Below are 13227 nucleotides of genomic sequence, written 5' to 3' on the forward strand. Positions count from 1 at the left end.
CGGTCTTCCGGTCCTGCGGATGTGCCGGTCAGCCGCGTGGGGCCTGCTCCGCGCCGAGTGCGTCCAGTGCGGCTTCCAGAACGCCGACCAGCCGTGAGGTGTACGCCATATGGAGTCTGATGGCCTCACGGCACACGACCAGGCAGTGCCCGCGCCCGGCCGGTGTGGGCCCGCTCTGCGCGGGAACCCTCCCCGCTGCTGGCGCGTGGCGGGCGAGGTGGTGCTGCAGCGCTGCGAGCATCGCGGATTCTCGGGCCCGCACCGGGGAGTTCCCAGCCGTCAGCCGCTCCAGCTCGCCGAGTGCGGAACGGGTCCTCCGCCGGCCCTCCGCGGTCCCCGGCCCCTGTCGGAGCCCCTCACGGCCGATCGTCCGAGCCGTGCCGATCGCTCCGTGGAGACCTGCTCCCGCGCGGGCCGCCCGGGCGTCGAGCGAGGCCGCGAGTTCGGACATCAGCGAGTCCAAGGCGTCCGGATCGTGCTCGGGCGGACCGCGGTGTTCATCGCCGTACTCGCACAGGGGAAACGGCCGTTGTGCGGCGATACGGGCGCTCGAAGCCGCCTCGTACACAAGTGGCCGGAGATAGGAGAACGCCGCGACGACCCGCATGCATTCACCTTTGATCGCGGCTTCCCGGGCCGTTCCCGAACAGATCTCCGCAGTCGGCATGGCATCGGCCTCCACATCTGGTCGCCCGGCTCCTCCGAGAGGCCACGGCAGGCAGGGAGGTCAACGTAACGCGAGCCGGGCAAGCCGAGCAGGGCTCTCCGGGCAGCGTCCGGGGCAGGCAGGTCCGGACGCGGGCCATCGGCGCGCGGTTCGGCGGTCGTCAGGCGATGGGCGCGGGAAGCGTCACCTCGGCGCTGAGCGCCAGATGGTCGGACAGGAACGTGTCCCGGCCGTCCGCCAGCCGCACCCGGTCCGGGAACAGCAGGGAAGCCCCGGTCACCACACGATCCTCCGGGCCGCGGGAGACCAGCAGGTGGTCGATGCGCCGCGCCGGGCGGCCGTCCGGCAGGAGCCGGGCGTGGAAGGTCGGCCGGTCCGCCTCGGCGAACGGGTCCGTCCACGCGCCTTCCTCCAGCACCGCCGGGTAGAGCGGACTGTCGCTCGGGACGTTGAAGTCACCACTGGCGATGACGAGTTCGGTATCGGGCCGACGTGCGTCCCGGAGTGCTCGGTGGAACATCCGCAACTGTGATCGCTGAAAGGCGTGGTGCCGGTTGCCGGCGGTCCAGTCGCCATCCCGGTTGGCACTCAGATGGACGTTCCCGACGACCGTCCGGTGTCCCGTCAGTTCGAAGGTCAGGACTCCCTGGAGGCTGCTTGCGATCGCCGCCGCGCTCCGGAACAGCAGACCGCCTGCCCGAGGGCGGGCGCCACGGAACGACGCGTACGACACCGAGCGGATCGGAATCCGTGAGAACGACACCAGTCCCCCGGCCGGCCACCCGGCCGCACCGCGCCTGAAGGCGACGTGCGGGAACGACGGCAACCGGCGGCGCAGCACCCGGAGCAGGCCGGGAGTCCAGACCTCCTGAAAGTTCAGGATGCGGGCATCCGATGCTTCAAGGGCCGAGCCGAATGCGGCAGCCCGTTCCTTCGCCGGCGGCAGCGTGGACGACAGCCCCCAGCAGACGTTGAGCGAGACGACTCCGATCCGCACCGGCTCTCCGCCCCTTTCATCCCGGAGTGCATCGTCCCACGTTCGCGGCACGGCACGGCACAGAAGCCGCGCGCGGGGTCGATTCCGGGGGCCGGTGTGGTGGTGCCACGGGTGTGTGCGGCGTGGGCTCGCGTCGGCGGGTTCAGGGCGCTCGCGTCGGGCGTGGATCGCTTCGGCAGGTCGGGGGTCGGTCCGGCGTGGCGACCGCACGGGCCGCGCAGGGCACGGCAGGCTGTCCGCCATGCCCGACCCCGCTCTCCCTTCCGTCGACCACCGGGGCCTCTGGCGCTCGTGGCGCCGGGCCGTCCTGCGACTCGTACGCCGTGAGGTTCCGCGCCCCGCGGTCGTCCCGGCTCCCCGTCACCCCGCACCCCTGCGGCAGACGGAGTCCCGCACGGGTACCGCGTGCTGCGGAGCGCTGCCCGCGAGGCGGGTCCTGGACGGCGGTACCGTCCTCATGCTCACGCGGCACGGTTCCCGGTGCCCGGTGTGGAGCAGTCGCTGACCCGTTCCCGTTCCGCGGGATGACACCGCCGTCGCCGTCCGCGCTCGGTGTGGGGCGGCGGGAACGGCGGTCCTGGCCTCGGGCCGGTGGGTTGCTTGCTGCGGCCGACCGGTACGGTGCCCATCGGTTGTGAACCGGGAGTTGGGTTGCGGAAGTGTCGGCCTCCGGTTGGCCCGTTTTCCGGGGCGCTGGTGCGGGTGGATGCTTCCGCCGGGTGTCAGCCCGCCGCGAGGCCGTCCAGCAGGGCGAGTGCGTCTTCGACGGATCCGGCCGGATCGGTCACCGGGTAGAGCACGCCTCGGACGGTGCGGGTGGCGTCCAGGACGAGGGTGAGCCGTTTGAGCCGGTCGACGCCGGCCGCACGGAAGGTGGGCAACCGGAGCGCGGTGGCCAGCCGGAGGTCGGTGTCGGAGAGCAGTGGGAACGGGATCCGGTTGTGCTCCGCGAACGCCGCCAGCTGGTCGGGGCGTTGGGTGCTGACTCCGTAGACGTCTGCCTCACGGGCGGCGAATTCGGCCATCCGGTCGCGCTAGGTGCAGGACTCCAGGGTGCAGCCGGAGGCACCGGGGACGGCGTTCCAGCCGGGCGGGTAGTCAAGACCGCCCGGCGCGTAGCCGCCCGGGAAGCAGTACAGCACTGTCCATGCGCGGTTCGTGGCGACCGGGTCCACCGTTTCCCCGGAGGCGGCGGTGAGTTCGAGTGCGGGCAGCCGCCGTCCGCGGGCCGCTTTGCTGCTGATGGCCGTCGCCGCCGTGGCCAGCCCGGCGATCCTGCTGGTGAGCCCCGTGCGGCGGCTCCGTGAACTGGGCTGAGGAGACGCTTCTCCGACGCGCGGCCACCTTGAAAATTCGCCCGGGTACGGGTCAGGGGTGTTGCAAAGTCCGGTGATCTTGTGGGTGTGAAGGTCAGATGCCCAGGAGGTCGAGCGGGCGAGTGAAGGGCTGCTACGAGACGTGGCGGAGGCCTGCAGCGATGTTGCGGTGCCGGCGGCGCGGAGGGTGTTGATCGCCAGGTTGCGCAGGGTCGCCATGTTCTCGGGCCGCGGCCAGTGCGGATCTTCGAGGCATCCTCGGCGAAGGTGGTGTCGCGGCCGAAGTGGAGCCGGTTCTCGATGGTCCACTGCGAGCGGACGAGCTGGCCGAGCCGTCACCGCGCGCCGCTACGACCGCGAGACGGGCCACGGTCGCATGTGCAGGGCGTCGGCCGTGACCGTGACCTCGGTCAGGTCGAAGGGCGCCGGCAGCGCCGTGAACAGGTGATCCCATTGGTCTTGTCGGGGACCCGCAACTGGGTGGCGGTTCGGCCGTCGCCGGTCATCACGGCCAGCAGGTGCGCGGCCGGCGTGTCACCATGCCGGGAACCGCGGGCGCCCTTGCCGTCCACGGCCACCGAATCCGAACCTGCCGGGCCGGCGCCGGTCGGATCTGCCGGAGCGCCTGGGCGGACCAGGCCGATGACCCGCCGAATCGTGGCGGCACTGGGGGCGACGCGCACGCTCATCGCCCCCATGACCCTGGCACCCAGGCGGGCAAGGGTGTGCTGCGGCGCGCTCGCGGACCACTGGCCGATGGCTGCGTACGAGCGTGCGCCGGCGACCACTGCCGAGGCCGCGACCAGCAGCACCGGCACGAACGGGTGACGCACCCCTCGACGCCGACGCGGGTCCGGCAGCAGCCGCAGCCGCTCCACCGGTGGCAATCCCGCCACGCCGTCCGGCGCGGGCGACCTGGTCAGGCAGACGGCGGCAGACTGGCGGCGCATCGAGACTCCGGCCGGTGTGCGCGACTTGGCGGTCACCCAGGCAGTGGGCAAGTCCTGCCGCCCGCGTGGCGACGGCACCTGAACAGAAGCTATTCGGTTGCAGGGACGACTCTCGGTAGTGAGAATTTCGACATCGGCGTACCGAGCAGTAGTCGACTGCCAGGCCGTCACCCGACCGGCCGGGCGCCTTCCCGAGGAGACAGCTTTGCAGTTCCGCGCCGCCGATCTCACCCTTCACTGGACCGGCACCGACGACACCACCCCGCCCGGACACATCATCGCTGCCGGCCACGATCCCTTCGGCGACCTCCGTGTCTTCCTGTGGGTCGGCAATACGCCCGATGACGACGCCTACCGCGGGTCCCTACTGATCAAATACCACCAGGCTGTCGCCGCCTATGGCCCTGGCGGAAGCTACGTCACCGGCCACGGCGACCAGGCCGCGCTCCTTGCCCGGCTCGCCGACGACGGCCTCCGTCGGACCAGCGACTGAGAATCGTACGACGCGCCTGCACTCCCCATGGGGGCGCGCATGCCAGGGGACGTCCCCGCTGGCTCCCACACGCCGGCGGACGCCCGCTACAACCGGCAGGCTCACGGCTCACAGGTTCCTGAAGGTGGCACAGCGATGACGGCCGTTTCACTGACAGGGAGGCCACGGCGCGAGGCCGCCGGAGCGGACGGTGGCCGCTCAGACGAAGGAACGGGCCCCGGTCAGGACCGCCGATCAGGCCACCAGCAGCAGCTCACGGACGGGTGACACCCAGGACTTTGCAACCGCCCTGGGGTACGGGTTGATCGCCGATCCGACTAACTTTCATCGCTGTCGTCATCCTCACTGTCGTCCACTTGGCGCGGCTGCTCCACGTCGAAGTCTCCGCCGGACTCAACCCGGACGAGCTGCCATGAATTGTCGTACGAAGATTTCTCCAGAAAGTAATCCGGCGAACTGGCGAACTCCAGCAGCCGGCCGCCCTCCCTGAGCCTCAACCGCCCCCCATTCGTCAAACAATAGAGGAAGCCTTCCAAGGAGATCACATCCCTGCGGTTACCATAAATCTTGACGAAGATCGGAGCACCTCTGTACATGAGCCGGCGATCCTCCGGCCTGACCTCGACCTCCGCCCCGGCAACCCTCACGACACCCGACACCGGATCCGGCACCGGGCCGCCTTCTTCTTCGCCACTCCCGGAGGCGCCATCTTTATCGACCTGACCAGCGCTTATGCTGACCTCATCGCTGCTGGTCTCGTATTCCACGCGGGGAGGCTGCTCCACGTCGAAGTCTCCGCTCGAATCAACCCTGACGAGATTCCATGAATTGTCGTACGGATATTTCTCCAGAAAGTAATCCGCCGAACCGGGGAACTTCAAAAGCTGCCCGCTCTCCCTGAGCCTCAACTTCGCCGCATTCGTCAAGCAATAGAGGTACCCCTCCAAAGAGATCACGTCCCTACGGTTACCATAAATCTTGGCAGAGATCGGAGCATCCCTGTACATCAGCCGGCAGTCCTCCGGCCTGACCTCGATCTCCGACCCGGCAACCCTCACGACACCCGACACCGGATCCGGCCTGCGCACCGGGGCGTCTTCTTCGCGATGATTTTCGTGGATGCCGCTTTCGTCGGCATGGACGGCGCCGTCACCGATCACCTCCTCCGCCTCGTCGTCTTCCTCGTCGGTGGTGTCGTCATAATCCGGGCCGGGTTGGCGATCCTGATCCAGGTAGGTCCCGGACTCGTCCACGAGGACCCAGGTGTCGTCACGGTCGAGCAACAAGAAATACCATTCACTCTCCTTGAATTTCAGCGGCTCCCCTCCGAGCAGCAGCGGATTAAAGCTGGCGCCGGCAATACCGCTCATCCTCGACAGGATGACACCGTCGTGGACGACCACCTCCGCCCGCCTTCCCCGCTCGGACGACCTCACTTCCTTCCCCTGGTAAGAAAGGCCGTGGGCGCGATCGAACGTCGTCGCCCTCTTCTGCAGGCGCTCCCCGCGAACCCGCATCATTCCGGATTTCATCTGTTCTTCGCCGGAGAAAAACCTTCCGACCTGTCCGGCGAGCTCGGACGCACCGGTCATGAACTCGGACATGTGCGCCTGTACCGTGTCGGAGAATTCTGCGGCCAGCCGCTCGGCTGCAGAAGGCGGCGGCTCGGGCCCGCGTTCGGCGACGTCAGTCTCCCCGCTGGTGGTATCGCTTTCCTCATCGGCCTGCGGAACCAGATATTCCGGAAAGAGCTCCCCGAATTTGTCTGTGAGCATCCAGCGGCCGGACCTGTCACGCTGCACGTGATACTGCCGGTCCGGATCGAAGGACAGAGGGGAATCACCCTCGAGCAGCGTCCTGGTCCAATATTTTGTGCCAAGAGAATGCGCTGCAACGATTTCTCCGTTGATTGTGCAGGCCTGTGCCTTGCACCACACGTCGGCCCAGACCGGCTCCCCCCGGTAGAACAGCCTGCCATCTTGATTCATCAGCCTGACGGGCTTGACGTCCTCAGGGAGGCCGTCCAGAACGCTCGTGAGACCGGCCTTGATGCTGAGAACTCCGCCGACCACGGATTCCAGCCGCCGTTCTTCGCCGTCCACGATCTCGACGACATCGCCCATCGCACTCAGATCTTCCAGCAGAACATCCAGTTTTCCGATTATTCCCCTGATCGTTTCAGTGCTCCGCGGAGAAGCCTCGAACTCCTCCTGGAGAGCGCCGATCCGCTCACTCACCGACTTGGTTCTCGACTGGCCAGCGCCCACTTCTCACCCATTTCCGCCAGTATTCTTCGGCCGATTCCGTCAGCGGCCGATCTCGATATCCGAATAGACTTTCTTGACGCTGTCAAGAAACCTGTCCACCGCTTCGCTCATCTGATCTATCGTTTCCGCCGGTGGCGCGGCGATGCGTTCGAGGAATGCCGCTGTCACCTCCTCCTTGATTTTTTCACCATCGGCCTGCCGGGATGCGCACACGTCGTCCCATATTTCCGAGAGCTCACTGTCCGACGGGCGCTCGCCCAACTCTTCCGACAGAGTTGATACGACGGCCTGGTAGATTTCCTGTGCCATCGGCGAATTACCCGGGCCCGGCAACCGTTCGATCTTGACACCGCAGGCCCATTCGATATACGCCCGTGCGTAGTCGACATCCCACTCCTGCGACTCCCGTGAAAATTTTTCGAACCGTTCGAACTGGCCTCTTTCCTCGGCAACGGCTCCGAGCGGTCCGAGGACGGCGTCCCCCCAGGACTCCCACCTCCCGTCCCAACTCGGCCGAAGATCTGCCAGGAGCCCCCACCAAGTGCCGTCGTCGGCCTCGTCTCCCCATTCGACCCAGCTGCTCCCGTCCCAGCAGAACGTCCCCTCCTCATGTACCGCAAACATGCTTTCCCAGTCCGTATTGATGTACGGATCTGGCCAGCGGAGGATGTACGCGTGCTTCTTTATGAGTGCAGCGAGGTCGTCCCGCCCCGCCGGAAATTCCTCCGACCTGATCCGGGCCAGGAACTCCTCGACATAGCTGTCGACCGGATCCCCGGATGTGGACACCTTGAATGCGAGGGCGCTCCAGGGATCCGACAGATCGACGTCCGGTGAATCAGGCGGGGGATCCGGTAGATCCCAGCACTGAACCGCTCGAAGACACCATGTGGTCCACTCCATCTCGCCTCCTTCGTAGCGCTGCGGTCATTCCGGCCTGGGGCTGATGAATTCCCGGCCCGCCGGCAGTTGCAATGCAACGGATGTGCTGCAGGATCAGCCACAAGACCGAGGGACCACGGGACGGACAAAGCACAGCCCACCGTCAGATTCGCACCGGTTCGGCCCGGAGAGATTCTTGTACGGCTTTTATTCCGGGTAGGAATGCGGACCCGGACCGTTGCCCAATGAGGCTTTTCATTGCCTGCCGGAGCCGGATGAGCCATGCAGCGCTCAGTGCCCGCGAAGTCGTGGAAAGCCCCAGGATCGTCCCTGGACCGGTTATCCTCGGTCGACTGTCGGGACGGTCGCTGCGGACAGCTCGATGAGGTCCGGGGCCTCGAGGGTCATCAGGGTGAGGATTCGGCGCCGGGCCGGGTGGTGTCCGGGAAGGGAGAGGCCGTCACCCCGGCGGGGCTGCACCGCTGGACTGTCGGTGGCGGGACCGTGCGGGCGTGCGGGAGCACCGCCGCCGAGAATCGTCACCACACGGCAGACTTCGCGCCGGGCACAGAGAAGCCGTCGGCGCCAGGAACACACCGACGGCGTCCCGGGGGCAGCCGGACGCGATTCCAGCGCCGGCGAAGACTGGTCCTGGCCCATTGCGCACCCCTTCGTGTCGCATATGTGAACGGAGAGCCGGTCACGGATACGGTCTCTCCGATGCTTAAGAGTGACAGACGCCGGGCGATGGCTAACCTGCGAAGAGGCAGCAGGAAGGCCGGAACAGTCAGCCCGAAAGGGCAATGCGCACGCCGGCCCTTGCCGACACGCAGGGACGGGGACGGATAAAGGGGCCGGCAGAGAATCGTGCATCAATCGACCGGTACCAGATCATGGGGTCGATTATGCCGGCCCTACGGCATCACGCGTCTCTACCGCATCCCACGCCGGTCTGCCATCGCTCAAGCTCTCGCGCTGAGCTTTGAAGAGTCCTGCCCGATCGGGCTTGTTCCTGGAATTTCCAAGGCATCTCCGACGTCCCGCAGAGGCACTCCAAAGTGCAGATATCTCACATGTGCGGATGCAACAATGGCATCCCGCACCTTAGCATGTCGCGACAGGAAATGAGTATCCTCATGACCATCTGGGTAGCCTCGCATGGCACCTTCGACGCCAACGCTCAGCCGCTCATCACATTGCCTGACGGTTGGACGCTCTCCACATACACGGACCACGGGACGGTTCTGGAGAAGGTCGTTGGATATGAGGTCGCCCGCCGAGGCCTGCCCCCGGACCCGGATCACGTCCACCGGGGACCGGTTGAAATTTCGAACTATAATATTGGCGCCCTCACCCTGGTCGAGGCCCTCGACTACCTCACCGTGAAATCACCGCAAATACGGCTGAAGCTGGCCGGCTACGATTTCGACGCACCGCCGGGGACCGCGTTGTGTCAGGGAACCGCAGAGAGCTGCACCGCGAGTGGCCACACGTGTACCGGCATTCTGGGCAGCGCCGGCCCCCTCGCTTCGACCGGGGACAGGGACATTCACTTGATCGCTTGCCTCGAGCCCACGGTCGACGGCAAGCGCCTGGCTCATGCTGCACTCATCGTGACCGAGACCTTGCCCGGCGAGAACAACGCCGAGTGGTTCACAGCGCTCACACAGAGCCAGGACAAGTGGCTGGCCAACATGATTGCTTCCGTGCGGGACGTGGGTGCCCGGAGAGAGATCATGGCGGATTTCGAGCGTTTGAACGAGGAGGATAAGGTGCTTCTCCTCCAGAGGGACGCCATCAGGAAATTCTGCTACGGCCACTACGGCGCCGAGTTCCTCCTTTCCACAAAAGAGGGAGGAGAAAAGCAGCACGGAAAGATGTCCTTCCATCGCTGGCTGATGTCACTCGATGAGTCGGAGCGAGATCTGTACATAGCCTCGGACAACCCGGTTCCGGACGGAAGGGACGCCTACTGGGAAATTTACAGATGGTTCGCCGAATTCGCAGCAAATCCCGAGCTGGCCTGGAGCAGTCTCGAGGAGATCGATAGAGCGTCACTCCGGGAAGGGAACTACGACCTTGTGAGGGACGAGCAGATGCGCGATCTGCTGAAATCCTTCCAGCTGACTGCCGCAAAGCTCGACATCAAGGCCGTCTACACGCCGCCGGCGCCAACAATCCAGGGTATCTACTTCGACGAAAATGCGACTACAATACCCGAAGATACTCCGCAGCCCAGGTACTACTACACGCCAGATTCAGATGAGAATAGCACCCCTGACGATTCTCAGGATGATTCGCAGTATGACGATTGAGGCAGAAGGCCCTGGATCTTCCTTCAGTGCTCCGCCCGCTATCGCCCGTGACGGCCGTTGTCCCCTGCTGACTCGCCGGCCGGGCCCCTCCGTGGATCCCGCATCCCCGGTAGCGCCGTCGTCCGCTCACCGTTGGTGGATCGAGGACAGCGCGGCCGCGGCCATGGCCGAGATTCCCGTGGGCAGGGAGAGCCGGAGGTCGGGGGAGAATTCCGGCGAGTGGTTCGACGGGAGGCGGCTGATCTTCTCGGGCGCCGTGGTCCCCGGTGCCGCGGCCCATTGCCGGGGGGCGACCGTGCCGAGCATCCAGTAGGCGGTGCGGATGCCGGTCACGCCGTGAATCCCCGTCCCGGCCTCCCCGAGGAGCGCAAAGTCCTCTGCTCCCATGGACAGTTGCCAGTCCGTCACCGCTTTCGCTCCGAGCACTTCGCTGTGGGCGGCGCGGACCGTGCGGGTGACGGCCGGGTGGGGGACGTTCGCGGGAGAGCGGGAGACCACCGTGATGTCCGGCTCGCGGGCGCAGCCGGAGGCGGCGCACTCCGCCTGGACGATGCGGTGCACGGCTCGGCCCACCCGGTTCAGCACCTCGTCCGAATAGCCGCGTGCCGTGATCCCCAGGGTGGCCCGGTCGGGTATCACGTTGCTGGCGGATCCGGCGTGCAGTGATCCGATGGTGAGGACGACCGGCTCGGCCGGACCGGTCTCCCGGGAGACCACGGTCTGCAGGCGCATGACGATGGCGGCGGCCGTGACCACCGGGTCGACGGTCAGTTGGGGGGAGGCTGCGTGTCCGCCGGTGCCGTGCACGGTCACCTCGAAGGTGACGCTGCCGGCCATGACCGGTCCGCGGCCGTGTGCGACCAGGCCGGCGGGGAAGCTGGCGGAGTGCTGTGCCAGCGCGACGGTGGGCGGGTCGAATCTGGTGTAGAGGCCGTCCTCCAGCATGGCCCTGGCACCGCTGAGGGTCTCCTCCCCCGGCTGGCCGACGACGAGGACGGTGCCGTGCCAGTCGTCGGCCAGCCGGGCCAGGACCGTTGCCGCTCCCGCTGCCGCGGCCAGGTGCAGGTCGTGTCCGCAGGCGTGCATGACCGGAACCTTCTCGCCGGACTCGGTGGTGCCGAAGACGGTACTGGCGTAGCTGAGACCGGTGCGCTCGGTCACCGGCAGGGCGTCGAGTTCGGCGCGGATGAGGATCACGGGTCCGTCCCCGCGGTGGAGGCGGCCGACCACGCCGTGTCCCCCGATGCCGGTGCTGACGGTGTAGCCGGCCTCCGCGAGCCAGATGGCGAACTGCTGTGCGGTGCGCCGTTCGTGGCTGGAGAGTTCGGGGTGGCTGTGCAGGTCTAGGTAGAGCGCGGCGGCCGGGACGAGGACGTCGGCGGTGGCCGCGTGGATCTTCTGCACCGTGGCAGGTCCGAGTGGGGTCATCGCGGGTTCCTCCGTGCCGGTCGGTGGGAGTCGTCGGGGGGTGTGTCATCGGGTTGTCAGTGAGGTTCGGGGGGATCCGTCAGCGGCGGCTGCTGGACTGGTAGTCACAGGTGACCTGTACGGGACAGCGGGTCACGATCCGAGAAGGAGGCACCATGGCAGCCAAGTCCGACCTCGCCACGCTGGCCAAGGAGATCCTGGAGCTGGAGTCGGAGACCTTCGAGCTCTCCGACTACACCGACGCAACGGAGATCGAGCTGGCGTCCTCGACCAGCACCTGCTCCTCCACCACCAGCACCACCAGCTGCAGCGCCTGACCGTCCTGCCGCGCGTGTGCCCCTCGGGTCGGTGTCGTCCGGCCCGGGGGGCTTCGCATGCCGTCACGGGAACGGGTGCGGCACACGGCGGATCTCCTCGTCGGACAGGTCGGTCGTACGCCGTCCCGCACGGCGGAAGGCGGTGCGCAGCCTGGGCATGGTGAGTGCGCGCTGGCGGTGCCAGCCGAAGTCGATCGGTAGCAGTCCGGGGACGATGGTGGCCACGGTCCGCAGTCCGATGTCCTGCTGTTCGGGGGTGGTCTGGTCGACGACGATGACGTCGTGGCCGGCGCCGGTGAGGTGGTCGAGGCAGAATCCGAGGTCGTCGAGGAGGTCGTCGGTGCGGGGCCTGATCCGGGCCCAGTCCCGGTAGGTGTCGTGGACTGTGCGTCGGGCGGCCGGGGCCAGGTAGCTGTCTGCGTGGCGGGCCATCCGTGGGAGTCCGAACAGCCGGGCGTGGTCCGGTAGGTGTCTGACCAGGGTGAAGTCGTCGGCCATGGCCTGGAGTTCGTCGTGGTGGTCGTGGACCTGGCGGGCGAGGTGCGGGATGTAGGTGAGGACTTCGGCGAGGGCCGCCGTGATCGCCTGTTCGGGGTCGAGGGCGGCGCCGGCGGCGAACGACAGGTGTCCCGGGCCGCCGTCGTGGCGAACGGCGAGGCCGGTGACGACGGGGATCGGCAGGTCGGCCCGGCTGTCGAAGGCGTGGAGGCGGTAGCCCTGGAGGGCGGCGCGGTCGGCCATCGCCCGGACCGGTCCGGTGGTCAGGCTGCGGAGGTCGATCTCGGTGGCCTCGGCTGCGCCGTACCAGTGGAGCAGGAAGGCGTCGCGTTCGATCAGTTCGAGCAGGCCGTGCAGGATCGCCTCTTCGAGGCAGCTGCCGGTGGCGCATCCGTTGGAGGATTCGAAGACGAAGTTGTCGGAGCTGAGTTCCGCGCTGTAGTGGGCGAGGCGGACCGGGACGAGGAGGGGGCGTTGGTCCCGGAGGGAGTAGCCCCAGATCCAGGGGATGGTGGCGGCCGGGTCGAACGGTCGGACGTGGGGGTCGTCGCGGTAGGTGTCGGGGGTGTAGCTGCCGCAGGTGCGGGGGTCGAGGGCGGTGTCGTGGAGGTGGTCGTAGGAGTCCAGGACGGGGCGGGTGCCGCGTCGTTGGTGGGTGCCGGCGTACCGTTCGAGGCCTTCGAGGAGCGCGAGGCGGCGGCTGGTGGTGTAACTGTTGCTCTGGCCGCTCCAGTTGACGTCGGTGAGTCCGGCGTAGCCGCGGACGAAGGCCGCTCCGGAGACGGGTGCGGTGGTGGGGGAGGTCAGGTTGAGGTGGGTGCGGGGGCCGAGCGCGCCGCAGACCGGGTTGGCGAGGGCCTGTTCGGGGAGGGGGAGGCTGGCGGCAGGCCGGAGCCGGTAGGTCTCGGGGTGGGGTTTGGTGCGTGAGGTGAGGGTGATGCGGGCCTCGTCGGCGTGTTGGGGTCGGAATTCGGTGCAGGCGGGGCAGAGCGGGTCGGGGAGGATGGGGACGGTGCGGGTGTGCAGTGTCGTCAGGTCGAGTTCGGTGACCCGGGGCCGGGGCGGGCCGTGGCGGGTGTGGTCGGGGTGGCGGGGCA

The 13227-nt window shown here is 67.4% G+C and carries 10 protein-coding genes and 1 pseudogene; 3 read left to right on the forward strand and 8 right to left on the reverse strand.

The genetic code is table 11. The annotated features are described in order from the left end of the window. Positions 1 to 28: 28 nt before the first annotated feature. The 4 genes and pseudogenes from AA75_RS00555 to AA75_RS00570 form a co-directional block, all read right to left on the reverse strand. Positions 29 to 667, reverse strand: a complete 639-nt coding sequence (locus AA75_RS00555; protein WP_158515418.1) for a hypothetical protein — start codon at positions 665 to 667, stop codon at positions 29 to 31. Positions 668 to 827: 160 nt separating this feature from the next. Then, positions 828 to 1907 (reverse strand): endonuclease/exonuclease/phosphatase family protein, encoded by a 1080-nt coding sequence (locus tag AA75_RS00560; RefSeq protein WP_149037859.1) that lies wholly within the window; start codon positions 1905 to 1907, stop codon positions 828 to 830. Between the two features lie 479 nt (positions 1908 to 2386). Next, positions 2387 to 2887 (reverse strand): annotated as a pseudogene (locus tag AA75_RS45040) (peroxiredoxin); the annotation flags it as partial. Between the two features lie 503 nt (positions 2888 to 3390). Next, positions 3391 to 3858, reverse strand: a complete 468-nt coding sequence (locus AA75_RS00570) for a transposase family protein (protein WP_051811474.1) — start codon at positions 3856 to 3858, stop codon at positions 3391 to 3393. Positions 3859 to 4135: 277 nt separating this feature from the next. On the opposite strand from AA75_RS00570, the gene AA75_RS00575 reads away from it, so the two are divergent. Then, on the forward strand, positions 4136 to 4423 hold the full coding sequence (locus tag AA75_RS00575) for a hypothetical protein (RefSeq protein ID WP_033817646.1): 288 nt from the start codon (positions 4136 to 4138) through the stop codon (positions 4421 to 4423). A gap of 317 nt (positions 4424 to 4740) precedes the next feature. Here AA75_RS00575 and AA75_RS00580 read toward each other — a convergent pair whose 3' ends face one another. Both AA75_RS00580 and AA75_RS00585 read right to left on the reverse strand, forming a co-directional pair. Beyond that, the gene (locus AA75_RS00580) at positions 4741 to 6660 is read right to left on the reverse strand and encodes a hypothetical protein (protein WP_149037860.1); all 1920 of its coding nucleotides are present in this window, start codon (positions 6658 to 6660) and stop codon (positions 4741 to 4743) included. 69 nt (positions 6661 to 6729) lie between these two features. Next, positions 6730 to 7593 carry a hypothetical protein gene (locus AA75_RS00585; protein ID WP_149037861.1) on the reverse strand — a complete coding sequence of 288 codons (864 nt, stop codon included), beginning with the start codon at positions 7591 to 7593 and terminating at the stop codon, positions 6730 to 6732. 1115 nt (positions 7594 to 8708) lie between these two features. On the opposite strand from AA75_RS00585, the gene AA75_RS00590 reads away from it, so the two are divergent. After that, a complete protein-coding gene (locus AA75_RS00590; RefSeq protein WP_149037862.1) occupies positions 8709 to 9887 on the forward strand; it encodes a putative adhesin in 1179 nt (392 codons plus the stop codon). A gap of 126 nt (positions 9888 to 10013) precedes the next feature. Here AA75_RS00590 and AA75_RS00595 read toward each other — a convergent pair whose 3' ends face one another. Beyond that, positions 10014 to 11315: an amidohydrolase gene (locus tag AA75_RS00595; protein ID WP_033817650.1), complete on the reverse strand. Its 1302-nt coding sequence runs from the start codon at positions 11313 to 11315 to the stop codon at positions 10014 to 10016. 155 nt (positions 11316 to 11470) lie between these two features. Here AA75_RS00595 and AA75_RS00600 point away from each other — a divergent pair, with 155 nt between their 5' ends. Further along, the gene (locus AA75_RS00600) at positions 11471 to 11632 is read left to right on the forward strand and encodes a thiazolylpeptide-type bacteriocin (RefSeq protein WP_033817651.1); all 162 of its coding nucleotides are present in this window, start codon (positions 11471 to 11473) and stop codon (positions 11630 to 11632) included. Positions 11633 to 11695: 63 nt separating this feature from the next. Here the strand turns inward: AA75_RS00600 and AA75_RS00605 are convergent. Further along, positions 11696 to 13227: TOMM precursor leader peptide-binding protein (locus tag AA75_RS00605; RefSeq protein ID WP_051811476.1), on the reverse strand; the 1532-nt coding region annotated here is incomplete at its 5' end.

Origin of the sequence: Kitasatospora sp. MBT63, from assembly GCF_000710465.2 — a bacterium.
Lineage (GTDB): Bacteria > Actinomycetota > Actinomycetes > Streptomycetales > Streptomycetaceae > Kitasatospora.

Coding starts and splice junctions, on each gene's coding strand:
- AA75_RS00555 (WP_158515418.1), bottom strand. CDS start 667: ATGCCGACTGCGGAGATCTGTTCGGGAACGGCCCGGGAAGCCGCGATC.
- AA75_RS00560 (WP_149037859.1), bottom strand. CDS start 1,907: ATGGCGGACAGCCTGCCGTGCCCTGCGCGGCCCGTGCGGTCGCCACGC.
- AA75_RS00585 (WP_149037861.1), bottom strand. CDS start 7,593: ATGGAGTGGACCACATGGTGTCTTCGAGCGGTTCAGTGCTGGGATCTA.
- AA75_RS00590 (WP_149037862.1), top strand. CDS start 8,709: ATGACCATCTGGGTAGCCTCGCATGGCACCTTCGACGCCAACGCTCAG.
- AA75_RS00595 (WP_033817650.1), bottom strand. CDS start 11,315: ATGACCCCACTCGGACCTGCCACGGTGCAGAAGATCCACGCGGCCACC.
- AA75_RS00600 (WP_033817651.1), top strand. CDS start 11,471: ATGGCAGCCAAGTCCGACCTCGCCACGCTGGCCAAGGAGATCCTGGAG.